The organism is Paracoccus sp. MC1862 (assembly GCF_016617715.1).
In the GTDB taxonomy this organism is placed as follows: domain Bacteria; phylum Pseudomonadota; class Alphaproteobacteria; order Rhodobacterales; family Rhodobacteraceae; genus Paracoccus.
The window spans coordinates 21399-37069 of the sequence record NZ_CP067228.1 but is presented as its reverse complement, the minus strand read 5'-3'; the positions used below and the strand labels follow the sequence as shown (position 1 = coordinate 37069).

The window sequence follows — 15671 nt, the reverse complement described above, 5'->3', positions numbered from 1 at the left end:
CAGCAACAGGTGCAGGCAACATGCCCTGTGCCGATCCGCGATTCATTCGCCCTTCCGCTGCTGAACGCAGGACATGTTTGGCGGACTTTCCAGAATTGGCGCTAGAGCATGAAATCATCAATCTCACTGCAGGTTGACAACAGCGTCGACCGTTGTAGCTTTCGTTATCCGCTCGAGTACGTTGCGGTGGGAATATCCCTCTTGCGTGACAAGAATGGAAAACGGATGAGCCCGGCTCAGAGCCCGCGCAGCAGTTGTCGCATATCTTGACGAAGCGACCAGGATCAGGATGTCGTGGCTGGAATCATCCTCGATCATCATTCCAGCTTTCCTCAACGACGAAAGAGCATCCAACGAGTTCCGAGACCGCGAATAGAGCACGTCGACTTTGCCAAACCTGTCATCCGCGATTTCCTGTCCGGAGGATGCCGTCGAAGAAGATGGCGGAGAAACACCCAGCAGCATAAGGGCTGCGGAACGACCATGCGCCGTGCTGGTATTTGCCAACCAGAGAGCAACGGGCAGAGGTGAGATCCGCAGTCCCGTCGAGGCAACAAGAACGATCTTCTTTTCTGCAGACAGGACCGCAGCTGCCAGTTCAAGCAACGCGGGATCGCCGACCTTGTCATACTCTTCGGCGCGCCAAAGCCGCGATGGCCGGCGCAGCTTCCGCAATGCGGATGTCCTTGCGACTATCGGCGCTCCGGTCATTCCGGAAATAGTCGATACGGAATGCACCTTTCCGCGCCAACGCACGAACAATAATGCAAGACCTATTCCGAGAAGCGCCCCCAAAGCGAGACTGACGGCGATGATGATAGGCGGGTTGGGAGATGATGGCGCCTGCGGCGGAGCTGCCAGCTGGTAGATCTTCGCCCCTTCTCCGGGGTAGCCCACGGTCAGAGACTTCATCCTGACCTGCTCCACAAGCGCATTGTAATTGGCTTCGGCAATGCGCTCTTCGCGCTTCAGCAGATCCAGAGAGACACGGCCGTTGTTTATCGAGGACTCGGCAACGGCATTCTTTGCAGCCTCCACCTCCTCCAAAGAATCCGCCAGCTGCTCGGAAAGATAGTTGAGCTGGTTGCGGTGGGATACCTTTTCTTCGTCCTCGATTTCGCCTATTGCACGGTGAACAATGGCGTTGGCTATCCGGGCCGCTTGCGTCGGATTTGCGTGACTTACGGACACCCTTATCGACTTGCTTTTGGTTTCTGAAAGCTCCACATTCTGGCGATATGCAGACACGATCGTATCGTCGGCATCGCGTTGCCCGGGTTCATACAGCCCTGCCCGGAACATCACCCCGGCAATACTTAGTAACGGGGGCTCTTGGGGGGGCGGGTTAAGATATTCATCATTTTCAAGGTCGATATCATTCGCCAGCCGAAGGATGAAATCCCGTCCCTCAAGCCGATCGAATATACCCTGATCATCCCCGCTTTCGCCGAGGAACAAGTTTGCCGCGTCTCCATATGACGAGGGAGCCTGAAGGGAGTCGCGTTCCTCTAAGGCGAAAACTGCCTCAGCCGTGTATTCTTCCGGAGAATTTACAAGAAAGTAGCCGCCCAGCATCACGGCCACGACCATGGATGCCATGATTATCCATTTGCCCTTCCAAACCGTGCGAAAGAACTCCGAAAAATCGAGTTCCGCTTCTCCCGGTCTTGAATAAATGTCGGTCATGGTGGCCTGCGTCGAACCTTGAACCCGAAGGTTGTGGCGCTCCTCTAACAGCCTCGCATGTAGGCTACAATCGACTTTGCTCAGGCTCAGGACGGAACGAACCGAGGTTCGAGGTGCCTCATCCTGGCTTTACTGCTAGCTGGCGGCCGCATGGCGCAGCGCATCCTAACTCATGGGATTTCCCTTCCACTCAATGGGTTGTATAGCTTGGCGCGTCCCTAGGCGAGCATGGCTTGGCGAAGATGCTCAGCAATCTCTGGAGGCGGTAGTGGCCTGCCCCAATGAGGTTCTCTAATCGCTCTGGTCAAGGTTTCTGTTTCACGTCTGCGCTTCGCCGGGTTCAGGGTTCTCTCCGCAGTCGATGGTCCTGGTCGCTGCATGTTGGCGTCAGATGGTGGATCGGCCGAAGTGGTCCTCGCGGTCACCTTCCCTGCGTCTCGTGGAAGCGCCGCCTTCAGAGGGCCGGCCTGATCCTGGCCATGCGTCCCGGCAGGACGCATTCGTGAAGTCAGTTGGTCAGTCGTGCTCCCTGGTTGTCATGCATTTGCCTCGCTCCAGCGGAACGGGGTGTTCGTCTTCCACATGGCATGGAGTATGACGGCCAGTTTGCGGGCAACGGCGACGCGTGCCTTCTTGAAGCCGGATGCCCTGGCCAGCCTCATACCCCACGCCTTCAACGTGCTGAAGCGCAGGTTGCGCGTCAGCAGGGTGGTGGCCGCCTCGTAGAGATGCGTTCGGGTCAGCTGATTGCCCTGCCGGGAGATGCGCCCGTTACGACTTGTCTCGCCGGACTCGTAACGCCGGGGTGTCAGGCCGAGATAGGCCCCCGCGCTTGAGGAGCGCCTGAAGCGCGCCGCATCGTCGAAGACCGAAGCGACGGACAAGGCCGTGATCACGCCCACGCCGGGCGCGGTCATGAACAGGCGCACCATGGGCGTTTCCCGGGCAATGGCAGACAAGCGCCGGTCGAGCCCCTTGATCTGGTCCAGGGTCGAGGCCCGCGCCTTCATCAGCACCTCGGCAACCAGACGCATCTCGGGCGCGGCATCAAGCTCGCCCGAGATGATTTCTCCGGCGCGCCTTGTGAAGCTGCCGACGCGTTTGCCGAACAGCACGCCGAAGGTGCGCAACAGCCCGCGCAGTTCGTTCTCGATCTTGACGCGAATGCGCACCAGCGTCTCGCGAGCCGTGAGAAGCGAGCGGATCTGGTAGTTGCTGCGGGTCTTGATGCGCACCTGCTTGAACCAGCCGGTGCGCACGATCTGGGCAAGGCCTGCGGCGTCGTTCCGGTCCGTCTTGACGGGGCGCATCTTCAAAGCGGCGTTCGCGTGACGCGCATCCAGGCAGATGATGGGCAGCTGCCGCGCGGCCAACTCATTCCACAGCCAGACCGCCAAGGGGCCGGTTTCCATTCCGACCCGCACCAGGCCAGGCGCTGCACGCGCCAGAAAGCCGGCGATCGCATCGGGGCAGGTCGGCAACTTCTTCTCGGTCTGGATGCGGCCTTCTTCGTCCACAACGCAGATCGCGGTCGTCTCCTGGGCGACGTCAAGAGCAGCATAACAGGGCATCTCTGGCTCTCCTTCATCTGGTCGGCACAACGCCGATCGTAAGCGCGAGATCGTTGCCCTATGCGGCGATGCTTGACGGCTGGTTGATGCGCCAAGGCATGAGGTCCTCGATGGCGCTTTTTGGGTGACCGTCGAGGATGGCGCGAAGGGTGTCGGCGATGTAGTCGACCGGGTTCACGCCGGACATCTTGCAGGTTGCGACCAGCGAGGCGAGCATGGCCCAGTTCTCTGCACCGACCTCATTGCCGGCAAATAGCGCGTTTTTTCTCGTAAGTGCGATCGGGCGGATCTGGTTCTCGACCGGGTTGGTGTCGAGTTCGAGTGTGCCGTCGTCGAGGAAGCGGATCAGGCCGGGCCAGTGCGCGAGGGCGTAGCGGATGTCCTCGGCCATTTGGGATTTCTGCGGGATGCGCGGCAGCTGCATCTCCAGCCAAGGTTTGAGCGCGGCGATGATGGGGGCCGCATGTTCGCGCCTTGCAGCGAGACGCGCAGCCGCATCCTTGCCGCGCACGGTCTTCTCGACCTGATAGAGCAGCGCGATCTGGCGCAACATCTCCTCGGCGATGGGCGAGCGGTCGCTCTCGAAGCGTTTCACGAAGCGGCGGCGGACATGGGTCCAGCAGTAGACCAGCCGCCAGGGACCATTGTCGCGCGCGATCTCGGTCATCGCGTTGTAGGCCTGGTAGGCATCGCATTGCAGGAACCGGCCCCGATACCCGGCGAGGAAGTTCAGCGGATGCTCCTTGCCCCGACCGGGGGCGTAATGGAACAGCACGATGGGCGGACCGACACCGCCATGGCCGCGATCATCGGACACCACGGCCCAGAAATAGCCGCTCTTCGTGGTTTTGCGCCCCGGATCCAGCACCGGCGCGCGGGTCTCGTCGACGAAGATGCGATCGGCCCGGCGCAGATGGGCCTGCATGTGCCGGATGATCGGCAGCAGGTGGAAGCAGGCACGGCCAACCCAGTTGCCGAGCGTCCCGCGGTCAAGATCGATGCCCTGCCGCTTGAAGATCCCGGCTTGGCGATAGAACGGCAGATGGTCGCCGAACTTCGAGACCATGATCCAGGCGATGAGCTGCTCCGTGGGCAACCCGCCGGGCACGACATGCTCGGGGGCATGGGCTTGCGCCATGCCCTGCGAGCAGCGCCGGCAGGCGTATTTCGGGCGCCGCGTCACCAGCACCCGGAACCGGGCCGGGATGACGTCCAGTCGCTCGGACACGTCCTCGCCGATCCGGGCCATCTCGCCGCAGCCGCAGGGGCACAGGATGCTGGCAGGCTCGACCACCCGCTCGACCCGCGGCAGATGCGGCGGCAGATGCCCCCGGTTGCGCCGGGGCTTGCGGGGCGCATGCGTGCCCTTGGCAGCCCTCAGGGCGGCCTCCGCCTTTTCCTGTGCCGCCTCGAGCACGCCCTGGGCCAGTTCGGCATCTTCCAGCGGCAGGTTGAACTGGTCGGGCGACAGCTTCTCGGAGCTTTTGCCGAACTTCTCGCGTTGCGCCGTGCGCACGATGTCTTCCAGCCGGCGATTGGCCTCCTGCACCTCGGTGAGCACCGCCTCAACCTCGGCAAGGCGAGCCTTCAGCAGGGCGTTTTCGCGGGCGAGAGCGGCAGCATCCATGGGGTGAAGTGAATCATGGAGCGCGGTATATGACCAGTAAAAACAGGGCTTTCCCGCACCATCACGCTCACCCTGCTGCCAGCGGACGACGCGCCCGCTCCGGCCGGACCAGTCGCCAGTCCAGCCCCTCGAACAAGGCGGCGAGTTGCGCGGAGGACATCCGCATCACCCCGTCCCGCACCTGCGGCCAGACGAATTTCCCGCCCTCCAGCCGCTTGTGAACCAGCACCATCCCGGTCTGATCCCAGGCCAGCAGCTTGATCCGGTCGGCGCGTTTCGATCGGAACACAAAGATCGCCCCGCAGAACGGGTCGAGCCCGAACATCTCCTGCACCGCCAGCGCCAGGCCATCGATCCCCTTGCGGAAGTCCACCGGCCGCATCGCCACGAAGACCTTCACGGGTCCGCCCTGGCCGAGCATCATGACATTGCCGCCCGAGCCGCGCGGATCGCCCGCGTCAGCTGGCCCTCATTGGCGTCAGCACCGGCGCGGATCACGACATCGCCGACGACGATCTCCAACTCGGACGCGGCCTCGGCCTGCGGCACAACCGCCGCGCCGCCCTCGACCACCAGTTCCGCAAACATCGGCAGGCCCGCCATGCTCTCGGGCACCACCAACTGTCCCGTCCGCAGCTTCTTGCGCCAATTGTAGATCTGCCAACGCGTGGTGCCGTGCCTGCGGGCGAGTTCCGCCACCCGCATACCCGAGATCAGGCTTTCAGCCGCAATCCGCGCCCGCTCCGCCTCGGTGCGCTGCCGCCGTCCGCTTGGCCCCTCGATCACATCCAGTCGGGAAACCAAGCCACCGGATGAGCCGTCCAAACAGACGCCCAATTTGCCGTCTCTTGCCAAATCGGTCTCCTCCACCACCCGCATACGCGGAGAATGGCCGGTTCAGATCAGCAATGGCAGGAGGGCGTCGGCCTCGCGCTTACCGCCGATCTTTGGATGACCAGTGTGGAAGGTGCCGGTCTTGCCGACGAGAAGGCCCACCTGCGATTACGCTAAGTGGTCCATTTCCAATCTTAGTGCATGAGGGATCCCGATGGCTCTGATGATGTGACCGCCCCCCGACGGCATCTGATGTGCCAAGGTGGGTCTGCAACGATCCACAAAGGGGAGCGGTCATGTCGGAGATTATCACGGTCGGGCTCGATCTGGCGAAGAATGTATTCCAGGTGCATGGAACTGACGGCGCAGGACGAGCCGTTCTGCGCAAGAAGATACGGCGAGGGCAGGTGCTGGAGTTTTTCAGCCAGCTGCCCTCTTGCGTCGTGGCGATGGAAGCCTGTGGCGGCGCTCACTTCTGGGGCCGGGAAATTGGCAAGCTGGGGCATGAGGTGCGGCTGATCCCGCCGGCCTATGTGAAGCCGTTTGTGAAGCGCCAGAAGAATGACATGGCGGACGCCGAGGCCATCTGCGAGGCGGCTATGCGACCCACCATGCGCTTTGTTCCGGTCAAGAGCGAAGAGACGCAGGGCGCGGCAATGGTCTTCCGGGTCCGGGAGTTGCTGATCCGGCAGCGCACGCAGGCGATCAACGCATTGCGCGGCCATCTGACCGAGTTCGGTCAGATCGTGCCACAGGGAGCGGCCAACGCTGCGCGGCTGATCGCGATCGTGGAGGATCCGGATGGCGCTCTCCCTGCTGATGCCGTCCCCACGCTGAAGGCTTTGATCGCGGCACTCACGCATCTGGAGGCAGAGATCAGGAAGCTCGATGCCGAGATCGCCCGGCGCGCCAAGGAGAATGACGTCGCCCGGCGACTGATGACGGTGCCGGGCATCGGGCCGCTGATTGCCACGGCCATCGCTGTTCTGGCGCCGCCACCCGAGACGTTCCGCAAGGCACGCGACTTTGCCGCCTGGCTTGGTCTTGTGCCTCGGCAGCATTCGACCGGCGGCAAGCAACGTCTCGGAGCAACGACCAGAATGGGCGAACGATCCCTGCGACGCCTGCTGATCATTGGCGCCAACAGCGTGGTGATCAAACGTAACGTTCACAAGGAAGCGCAGCCCGGAACATGGCTGGGCAGCCTGCTGTTGCGCAAGCCACCGATGCTGGTGCGGGTGGCTTTGGCGAACAAGATGGCGCGGATCGTCTGGGCCTTGATGGCTCGGGGTGGCATCTACCAATCTCCGGTCGCAGCGGCGTAAGCCGCCGCAGATCGCGAGGACGTCGGAGCGGAAGAGGGCAAGGAGCAGTTTGGCGCAACAGTTGTGAGACGGGATCGGGAAAACCAGTGTGCAACAGAGTGCCTATGAGCACGCGGCTTTGATCTGGACCCGACCTTCGAACACCATACGGGCCCTGCGGCATGGATCGCGCCGCATCATGAGGCCGGACACATGTCAGCACCCGACAACGCGCCAAGATCAGCTTCAAAATCCCTCTTGCGCTTGGGGCGGTTACACATGTTGCACAAATCGGGTGAGGGGATGCCTCTTGTGACTCCAGTGTGTTTGCTGGGCGCATGAGCAGACCGACACCTCCGACCTACAAGACCCGGAACTGGCCCGCCTACAACGAAGCGCTCAAGCGGCGTGGCTCGCTGACGATCTGGTTTGATCCCGCCATGGCTTGGGAGGCCGCACCGACCGGCAAGCGCGGGCGTCAGCCTGACTACAGCGATGCCGCGATCCAGACATGCCTGACGATGAAGGTGCTGTTCGGGATGGCGCTGCGGCAGACGACCGGGTTCGTCGAGAGCCTGTTGCAGTTGATCGGTCTGGACTGGTCGGTGCCCGACTTCAGCACGCTGTCGCGCCGGCAGAAGAGGTTGAAGGTCAACATTCCCTATCGCGGATCACAGGGCCCGCTGCACCTGCTGATCGACAGCACCGGCATCAAGGTCGAGGGGGAAGGCGAGTGGAATGCCCGCAAGCACGGGGGCTCCAAACGTCGGAACTGGCGCAAGATCCACATCGGGATCGACGAGAAATCCCTGGAAATCCGGGCGGCCGAGTTCACCACCAGCGACATCGGCGATGCGCCATTCGTCGGGCAAACAGTCCCCCGGACTGTTTGCTGGCCCTCCTCATTGCCCGAACTGCTCGGCCAGATCCCGCCCGACCAGGAGATCGCCAGCGTTACCGCCGACGGTGCCTTCGACACCCGCAAATGTCATGACGCCATCGCCGACCGCGGCGCTGCCGCGATCATCCCGCCCCGCAAGAACGCCAAACCCTAGAAGCCCGACACTGCCGGGGCAGTCGCCCGCAACGAGGCCCTGCGCACATCGAAGCGCTTCGGGCGCACCATCTGGCGACGATGGAGCGGCTACCACCGCCGAAGCCGCGTCGAGACCAAGATGCATTGCCTCAAATTGCTGGGCCAACGCCTGACCGCGCGAGATTTCGACCGTCAGGTCGCCGAGTTCCAGGTCCGTGTCGCCGTTCTCAATGGCTTCACCGCTCGGCATACCCGTCACTGAAGTCGTGGGATGTGCCTGTCCGGGGAAAAGGGAGGTCCGCCCCTTACCCGATTTGTGCAGCAGAGCCCCTTATCATTCAAAGCTTCTCTCAGCCAGTTTGCATCATATCCTCGATCTGCCAGCAGCCAGTCGGCCTCGTGCAGGCCCCAGTAGCGCCGCCGCACCGGTGTAGTCGCTCACCTGTCCGGCCAACATGAAGAAACGGATCGGCCGGCCCTTGGCGTTGGCGACGGCGTGCAGCTTGGTGTTCATGCCCCCTTTGGTGCGCCCGATCTGGCGTCCGCGCCCCTTTTTTTTGGCGCGCAGGCTGGAAGCCGTGCGGTGCGCCTTCAGATGGGTTGCATCGATCATGATTGTCTTGTTCGCGGTGCCGTCCGCGGCCAGGCCCATCATGATCCGGGCGAACACCCCGTTGTCGCTCCAGCGCTTCAACGGTTGTAGAGCGTCTTCGCCGGACCCTATTCCCTGGGTGCGTCACACCATCGTAAGCCATTGCGCTTGACGAAGATTATGCCGCTGAGCACGCGCCGATCATCGACCCGAGGCTTGCCATGGCTCTTCGGAAAGAAAGGCTTCAAGCGCTCCATCTGCGCCTCGGACAGCCAAAAAGGTTGCTCATGGATCAGGTCTCCCTTGCGGAGGCTGAATCATGTCGAGCGCTCACAAACAATGGGTCTGGAGCCTAGCTCTCATCGTCCGTCAGGACAGAGGCCTGTTGCATAGATTTCCTCATATCGAGTCGCCTGCCCTCAATCCAGCAGCCTTGCGAGGTACCGTCCGTAGTCGGTCTTTCCGAACCTCTGGGCCTGGGTGCGCAGCTGGACGTCGGTGATCCAGCCCTGCTGGTAGGCGGCCTCGTCGGGGCTGCCCGACTGCATGCCCTGGCGCTTTTCCAGCGTGCGCACGAAGTTGCCGGCGTCGAGCAGGCTCGCGTGGGTGCCGGTGTCGAGCCAGGCAAAGCCGCGGCCCATGCGCTCGACCGTCAGCCGGCCATCCTGCAGGTAGGTTTCCAGCAGGGTGGTGATCTCCAGCTCGCCGCGGTCCGAGGGCCGGACCTCGCGGGCGCGGCGGGGCGCATCGCCGTCCAGGAAGTAAAGCCCGGTGACCGCATGGTTCGAGGGCGGCACCGCCGGCTTCTCGATGATCTGCACCGCCCGGCCCGCCTCGTCGAAGGCGACCACGCCGTAGCGTTCCGGATCGGCGACGTGATAGCCGAAGACCGTCGCCTCCTCGCGTGCGTCAGCGGCGGCCAGCAGCTCGGTCAGCCCGTGGCCGTAGAAGATGTTGTCGCCCAGCACCATCGCCGAGGGGGCGCCGGCCAGGAAGTCCTCGGCGAGAATATAGGCCTGCGCCAGCCCCTCGGGCCGCGCCTGCACGATCCAAGTCAGCTCGATGCCCCACTGGCTGCCGTCGCCCAGCAGGCGCTGGAACTGCGCCTGGTCGTCCGGCGTGGTGATGAGGGCGATCTCGCGGATGCCGGCCAGCATCAGCACCGACAGCGGATAGTAGATCATCGGCTTGTCGTAGACCGGCAGGAGTTGCTTGGAGACCCCGAGCGTGATCGGGTAGAGGCGGGTCCCCGACCCTCCGGCCAGGATGATGCCCTTGCGGCGGCTCATGCGGAAAGCTCCTCGATGACGCGGTCGAGGCCTGCCCGCCAGTCCGGGCGGGCGATGCCGAAGTCGCGGGTGATGGCGCTGCAGTCAAGGCGCGAGTTCAGCGGCCGCCGCGCCGGGGTGGGATAGTCGCGGGTCGCGATGTCCTCCACCTGCGGCGACAGGCCCGAGCGGGCGAAGATCTCGCGCGCGAAGCCGGCCCAGCTGGTGTCGGGGCTGCCCGCGAAGTGATAGATGCCGCCCTTTGCCGGATCGGCGGCCATGGCCTGCGCCATCGTCAGCAGCGCGGCGGCGATGTCCCCCGCCGGCGTCGGCCCGCCGACCTGGTCGGCGACGATCGTCAGCCGGTCGCGTTCCGCCCCGAGCCGCCGCATCGTCTTCACGAAGTTCGTGCTATGGGCCGAGAACACCCAGCTCGTCCGCAGCACCGCCCACTGTCCGCCGGCCGCGGCAATGGCGCGCTCGCCCTCGAGCTTGGTTGCGCCATAGACGCCAAGGGGGCCGGTCGGCGCATCCTCGGCGCGCGCGCCCTCGCCCGCGCCGTCGAAGACGTAGTCGGTCGAGACATGGACGAAGGGGATGCCCAGCCCGGCGCAGGCGGCGGCCATGGCGCCCGGCGCCTCGGCATTGACCAGCCGCGCCGTCCCGGCCTCCGCTTCCGCGCGATCCACCGCCGTATAGGCGGCGGCGTTGATGACGGCGGCCGGTCGGGCGGCGAGGATCACCGCGGCGCAGGCGGCGGGGTCGGTCAGGTCGGCCTCGTCGCGCCCCACGAACCGCGCCCCGGGCGCGAGCCGTGCAAGCTCCCGCGCCACCTGGCCCGTGCGGCCGAAGATCAGAAGGTCGGTCATGTCCATCAGCCTGTCCCCAGCCGCCTGCCGACCCCCTCGCGGTCCAGCAGCGGGCGCCACCAGGCCTCGTTCTGCAGGTACCATTCGACCGTGCGCTTCAGCCCTTCCTCGACCGTGACGGAGGGGCGCCAGCCCAGTTCGGTGCGGATGCGGGTCGGGTCGATCGCATAACGGCGGTCGTGGCCGGGGCGGTCGGTGACAAAGCGGATCAGCCGGTCATGCGGTGCGCCTGCCGGGCGCAGCGTGTCCAGATGCGCGCAGATGGTGCGCACGAGGTCGATGTTGCGGGCCTCGTTCTCGCCGCCGATGTTGTAGCTGCGCCCGATCGCGCCCTGTTCGAGGCACAAGAGCAGCGCGTCGGCGTGATCCTCGACATACAGCCAGTCACGCACGTTGCCGCCGTCACCATAGACCGGGATCTCGCGCCCGTGCAGCGCATTCAGGATCACCACCGGCACCAGCTTCTCGGGGAAGTGATAGGGCCCGTAGTTGTTCGAGCAGTTGGTCAGCACCACCGGCAGTCCGTAGGTCTCGTGCCAGGCGCGGACCAGGTGATCCGAGGCCGCCTTGGAGGCCGAATAGGGCGAGCGCGGGTCGTAGGGCGTGTCCTCGGTGAACTGCCCGGTCTCGCCCAAGCTCCCGAAGACCTCGTCGGTCGAGATGTGATGGAAGCGGAAGCCCTCGGGCCTGCCCTGCCGCGTCCAGTACGCACGCGCGGCTTCCAGCAGGTTGTAGGTGCCGGTCACGTTGGTCTCGATGAAGGCGCCGGGGCCGTCGATCGAGCGGTCCACGTGGCTTTCCGCCGCCAGGTGCATCACCGCGTCGGGCTTGTGGCGCGCGAAGACGCGGTCCAGCGCCGCGCGGTCGCGGATGTCGGCCCGCTCGAAGGCGTAACCCGGGCTTTCCGCCACGCCCGCCACGTTTTCCAGGTTCGCCGCATAGGTCAGCGCGTCGAGGTTGACGACCTCGTGCCCGCGCCCGACTGCCAACCGCACCACCGCCGAGCCGATGAAGCCCGCGCCACCCGTCACCAGTATCTTCATCTCAGGCCTCGAAAGGGGATTGCCACTGGGCGAAGGGAACCGCCGCCCTGTCCTTTTCCGACAGGATCGGCTCGGCCACGCCCCAGTCGATGCCGAGGCTGTCCCAGCGGACCGCCCCGTCCGCCGCACGGTCGTAATAGCCCGTGCACTTGTAGACCACCTCGGTGTCGTCCGTGCGCGTGACGAAGCCGTGCAGGAAGCCCGGCGGCACCCAGAGCTGGCAGCCGTTCTCGAAGCTCAGCTCGGCCCCCACCCACTGGCCATAGGTCGCGCTGCCCTTGCGGCCGTCGACGGCCACGTCGTAAAGCGCCCCCCGCCCGCAGCGCACCAGCTTGCCCTGCGCGTGCGGCGGCGCCTGGTAATGCAGCCCGCGCAGGGTGCCCGCCCTGGCCGAAAGCGAGTGGTTGTCCTGCACGAACTCGGGCAGATGCACCCCGGCCTCGTCCAGCGTGCGCCGGTTCCAGCTTTCCGAAAAGAACCCCCGCGCGTCGCCAAACCGCGCCGGCGTCAGCACCAGAACCCCCGGCAGCGCCGTTTCCTCGACCCGCATCGTCACCTCGCATCCTTGCCCAAGGCCGCTTGCCATTTTTAAGAGAAAAGAGAAAGCCGGCTTGCATTCAGGGCGGCGAGGCGCCGGCTGGGCGAGAGAAAGAACGTGAGTGGCCAGCCCTTGCCGTCACTGACCTTGTGCAACTTGGAGTTCAAGCCGTCCTTGGTGCGCCCACTGACCCGCGGCTGCGCCCTCCTTTTCTGAGACCCGTCGCGCAGTGCGCCGATCTCGATGGGTGCTGTCCATCATTATGGTGTCGCCGGCTGGGCCCGGGCTTGGCCAAGTCAAAAAAGGTACGAGCGAAGACACCAAGCCACGACCAACGCGAAGCGTGCGCCGGATCGACGAGTTGCACCTGGAGTATCCGTTCGCGGGCAGCCGGATGCTGAAGGGCCTGTTGCAGGCTGAAGGATACCAAGCAGGTCGTCTTCACGTCGCGACGCTGATGAAGAAGATGGCGATCGCGGCGCTCTACCGCCGTCCGAACACGTCGAAACCGGCGCCGGGCCCCAAGGTCTATCCATACTTGCTGAGGAATCTGGCGGTGGTCCGGCCCAACCAGGTCTGGGCAATGGACATTACCTACGTTCCGATGGCCCGCGGCTTCGTCTACCTCGCCGCCGTCATCGACTGGTTCAGCCGCAAGATCCTGGCTTGGCGGCTCTCGATCACGCTGTCGGCGGACTTCTGCATCGAGGCGCTGGAAGAGGCGCTCGGACGTTACGGCCGGCCCGAGATCTTCAACAGCGACCAGGGCTCGCAGTTTACCAGCGTCGAGTTCATCAAGGTGCTGAAGAACGCCGAGGTCGCCATCAGCATGGACGGCAAGGGGTCGGCGTATACGCCGACGGCGGGACAACGTCTTTGTCGAGCGGCTCTGGCGGTCGGTAAAATACGAGGAGGTGTATCTGCGCGCCTACGGCAGCGTCCCCGAGGCCCGCGCCTCGATCGGTCGCTATCTGGGCTTCTACAACAGCACGAGGCCGCATTCGTCGCTGGGCGGGCAGACACCCGATCAGGCCTATCTCGATCAGCCGACGCCAATCCCGGCGGCGGCGTAACCAAGGCGGAGTTCTACTCAGCACGAGCCCCGAAGCTGTTCAGACGAACCGAGCCACCTCTTAGCTTGCTAATATCTTCTAAGATCTCCGCGTCTGGAACCGCAAGCCTCTGAATGCTCGGCGAAACGGAGGTGGGACAAGTTTACTAACAGCTCGTCGAGCTTTATAACTTGAAGCGAGCCGTACTAAGGTAATATAAGATGTCGCATAAATTGCGAAGCAGAGGGCAAGACTGACTAGCGCAGTACTTCTGTCATTAGTGAGCTTAGTACCCAGTAGCGGCGGGACAATAACCAAGGGTAAAAGGCAGAGCGTGGTCATTGCATTGGCGAGTGGCCGAGCTTTGCGGCCAATGGTGGCTATTTCTATTCCCCGGCGAACAATCTGATGAATATGCAGCCTGTCGGGCTTGCTAAGAGGTGATTTTAAAATCAACCGCCTAATTACAGTAGTGCTTAGCTCAGCAATCGGCCAAAACAATATTAGAATTATGGATGCGATGTTCAGAGTTGGCACAGCTGCGGCCAACATAACTGCTATCCAGAACAGAGTATGCCCAACAAAATAAGCACCACCGTCTCCAAGAAACAGCTTCCCCTTTGGCCAGTTCATTATCGAGAAACCAGAGATCGTCGCCGCCAAAAGCAAGGAGGTTGACTTAATAGCTGCCTGATCATGCACGTCTGCTGCTAAGGCTAAAGCAAAAGCGGTCGATATTCCTGCGGCTGAGGAGAGGCCATTCATTCCGTCAATCAAGTTGAATGCGTGTGTGTAGGCCGCGGACAGCAATATCGTCAGGAGCAGTGAAGCAAGAGGGGCAGCAGAAAGGATCAAATCAAGATTTCTGATATCTAATCGTGTGATCGTGGTTTCGGACAGAACAATAGCGGCCATCGCGGCGACCATCGAGGCGATTAGGCGCCGCCTCGCACTGACACTCCCAGACAAATCCTCCCATGCTCCAATCAGAAAGACAATCAGTCCCGACCAGATCAATACTAAATCATGGCCTCTAGTCACAGTGACCAGGGTCACCCCTAGAAAGCTGACGAAGATCGCGAACCCACCTAGTCGCGGAGCGTCTATAGTGTGCGAAGCCTGAACGGCACCAAGATCGCTGGGCCTCTTCCGAATACGCGAGGGCCTTCCGCCATGGGCAAGGAGATAGGAAAGCACACCCGCGAGGAGCGTTGCGAGGACAAGGGGATCAGGCTGATAGGTATGCCCGTCTGCAAGCATGCTTGGCCTCAGACCTTACTAAGGGTAGACAGCTACTGTCTCCATCCAGGCAATGGTCCAAACGCTGAGGACTGGCAACATCGCTGTGTTACCTATGGCAAACAGCCGCCGACCGGGATTTATTTCAAGGTTACTCAGCCTACTAAGAGTGCCTAACAAAACCGGCTTTTGTGCGTTGAGGGGCCATGAGCAAGCCCCTTGTATCCGATGATCTCTGGGCGGTGATTGCGCCGTTACTGCCGAAGCAGCGGCCGAAGCCCAAGGGCGGCCGCCCGCGATGCGATGACCGGCTGGCCTTGGCCGGCATCATCTTCGTCCTGCGGTCCGGCATTCCCTGGGAGATGCTGCCGCGCGAGTTCGGCTGCTCCGGCATGACCTGCTGGCGCAGGCTGCGGGACTGGCAGGTGGCCGGTGTCTGGGCGGGGCTCCATCGCGTGCTGCTGGAGCGCCTGTCGGATGCCGGACATCTGGACTGGAGCCGAGCGTGCCTCGACAGCGCTGCCGTGGCGGCGAAAAGGGGGGTGCCGAGACCGGCCCGAACCCGACAGATCGCGGCAAACCGGGGACGAAGCGCCATCTTGTGGTCGACCGGCGAGGCACGCCGCTCGGGGTGCGCCTGAGTCCAGCCAACCGGCACGACAGCCTGATGCTGGCGCCCACCCTCGACGCCGTGCCAGGTGTGCGCCACGGTCGTGGCCGCCCGCGCAAGCGCCCCGACAAGCTTCACGCCGACAAGGCCTATGACCATCACCGCTGCCGGAGCGAATGCCGGAAGCGCGCCATCAGGCCCCGCATTGCCAGACGCCGCGTCGATAGCAGCGAAAGACTGGGCAAACATCGCTGGGTCGTCGAGCGAACGCTGGCATGGCTCAACCGCTTCCGCCGCCTGACCATCCGCTACGAGCGGCGCGCCGACATCCACGAGGCTTTCGTCCTCCTCGGCTGCGCCCTCATTTGTCTCAACCAGATCAGAAGGTTTTGTTAGGTGTTC

Annotated in this window: 11 protein-coding genes and 5 pseudogenes; 4 read left to right on the top strand and 12 right to left on the bottom strand. The window is 63.4% G+C overall.

Annotated features, from left to right (window positions below):
* Positions 1-123: 123 nt before the first annotated feature.
* The 5 genes from JGR78_RS17385 to JGR78_RS17365 form a co-directional block, all read right to left on the bottom strand.
* Complete coding sequence (locus tag JGR78_RS17385) at positions 124-1686, bottom strand: Wzz/FepE/Etk N-terminal domain-containing protein (RefSeq protein WP_182805119.1); 1563 nt, start codon at positions 1684-1686, stop codon at positions 124-126.
* 536 nt (positions 1687-2222) lie between these two features.
* Positions 2223-3257: an IS110 family transposase gene (locus JGR78_RS17380; protein ID WP_182805117.1), complete on the bottom strand. Its 1035-nt coding sequence runs from the start codon at positions 3255-3257 to the stop codon at positions 2223-2225.
* 58 nt (positions 3258-3315) lie between these two features.
* Positions 3316-4884 (bottom strand): IS66 family transposase, encoded by a 1569-nt coding sequence (locus JGR78_RS17375; RefSeq protein WP_182806247.1) that lies wholly within the window; start codon positions 4882-4884, stop codon positions 3316-3318.
* A gap of 67 nt (positions 4885-4951) precedes the next feature.
* Complete coding sequence (tnpB, locus tag JGR78_RS17370) at positions 4952-5308, bottom strand: IS66 family insertion sequence element accessory protein TnpB (RefSeq protein ID WP_200559292.1); 357 nt, start codon at positions 5306-5308, stop codon at positions 4952-4954.
* Complete coding sequence (locus JGR78_RS17365; protein ID WP_200559294.1) at positions 5305-5688, bottom strand: transposase; 384 nt, start codon at positions 5686-5688, stop codon at positions 5305-5307. The genes tnpB and JGR78_RS17365 overlap by 4 nt, the downstream gene beginning before the upstream one ends.
* 326 nt (positions 5689-6014) lie before the next feature.
* Here JGR78_RS17365 and JGR78_RS17360 point away from each other — a divergent pair, with 326 nt between their 5' ends.
* Both JGR78_RS17360 and JGR78_RS17355 read left to right on the top strand, forming a co-directional pair.
* Positions 6015-7043: an IS110 family transposase gene (locus tag JGR78_RS17360; protein ID WP_200559299.1), complete on the top strand. Its 1029-nt coding sequence runs from the start codon at positions 6015-6017 to the stop codon at positions 7041-7043.
* Positions 7044-7360: 317 nt separating this feature from the next.
* A pseudogene (locus JGR78_RS17355) lies at positions 7361-8330 on the top strand (IS5 family transposase); the annotation flags it as partial.
* Between the two features lie 52 nt (positions 8331-8382).
* Here JGR78_RS17355 and JGR78_RS17350 read toward each other — a convergent pair.
* From JGR78_RS17350 to JGR78_RS18315, 6 genes and pseudogenes are all read right to left on the bottom strand, one after another.
* A pseudogene (locus JGR78_RS17350) lies at positions 8383-8943 on the bottom strand (IS5 family transposase); the annotation flags it as partial.
* A 126-nt stretch (positions 8944-9069) separates the two neighbouring features.
* Positions 9070-9939 carry a glucose-1-phosphate thymidylyltransferase RfbA gene (gene rfbA / locus JGR78_RS17345; protein WP_182805203.1) on the bottom strand — a complete coding sequence of 290 codons (870 nt, stop codon included), beginning with the start codon at positions 9937-9939 and terminating at the stop codon, positions 9070-9072.
* Positions 9936-10787 carry a dTDP-4-dehydrorhamnose reductase gene (rfbD, locus tag JGR78_RS17340; protein WP_182805201.1) on the bottom strand — a complete coding sequence of 284 codons (852 nt, stop codon included), beginning with the start codon at positions 10785-10787 and terminating at the stop codon, positions 9936-9938. The genes rfbA and rfbD overlap by 4 nt, the downstream gene beginning before the upstream one ends.
* Before the next feature lie 5 nt (positions 10788-10792).
* Positions 10793-11830: a dTDP-glucose 4,6-dehydratase gene (gene rfbB, locus JGR78_RS17335; RefSeq protein ID WP_182805199.1), complete on the bottom strand. Its 1038-nt coding sequence runs from the start codon at positions 11828-11830 to the stop codon at positions 10793-10795.
* 1 nt (position 11831) lies between these two features.
* Positions 11832-12380 carry a dTDP-4-dehydrorhamnose 3,5-epimerase gene (rfbC, locus tag JGR78_RS17330; protein ID WP_182805211.1) on the bottom strand — a complete coding sequence of 183 codons (549 nt, stop codon included), beginning with the start codon at positions 12378-12380 and terminating at the stop codon, positions 11832-11834.
* A gap of 62 nt (positions 12381-12442) precedes the next feature.
* Positions 12443-12705, bottom strand: a pseudogene (locus JGR78_RS18315) (IS5/IS1182 family transposase); the annotation flags it as partial.
* A 6-nt stretch (positions 12706-12711) separates the two neighbouring features.
* On the opposite strand from JGR78_RS18315, the pseudogene JGR78_RS17325 reads away from it, so the two are divergent.
* Positions 12712-13441, top strand: a pseudogene (locus tag JGR78_RS17325) (IS3 family transposase); the annotation flags it as partial.
* Between the two features lie 78 nt (positions 13442-13519).
* Here the strand turns inward: JGR78_RS17325 and JGR78_RS17320 are convergent.
* Entirely contained in the window at positions 13520-14680 is a 1161-nt protein-coding gene (locus tag JGR78_RS17320) for a glycosyltransferase (RefSeq protein ID WP_234450988.1), read from the bottom strand.
* Positions 14681-14865: 185 nt separating this feature from the next.
* On the opposite strand from JGR78_RS17320, the pseudogene JGR78_RS17315 reads away from it, so the two are divergent.
* Positions 14866-15665: pseudogene (locus tag JGR78_RS17315) on the top strand (IS5 family transposase).
* The last annotated feature ends 6 nt before the right edge of the window (positions 15666-15671 follow it).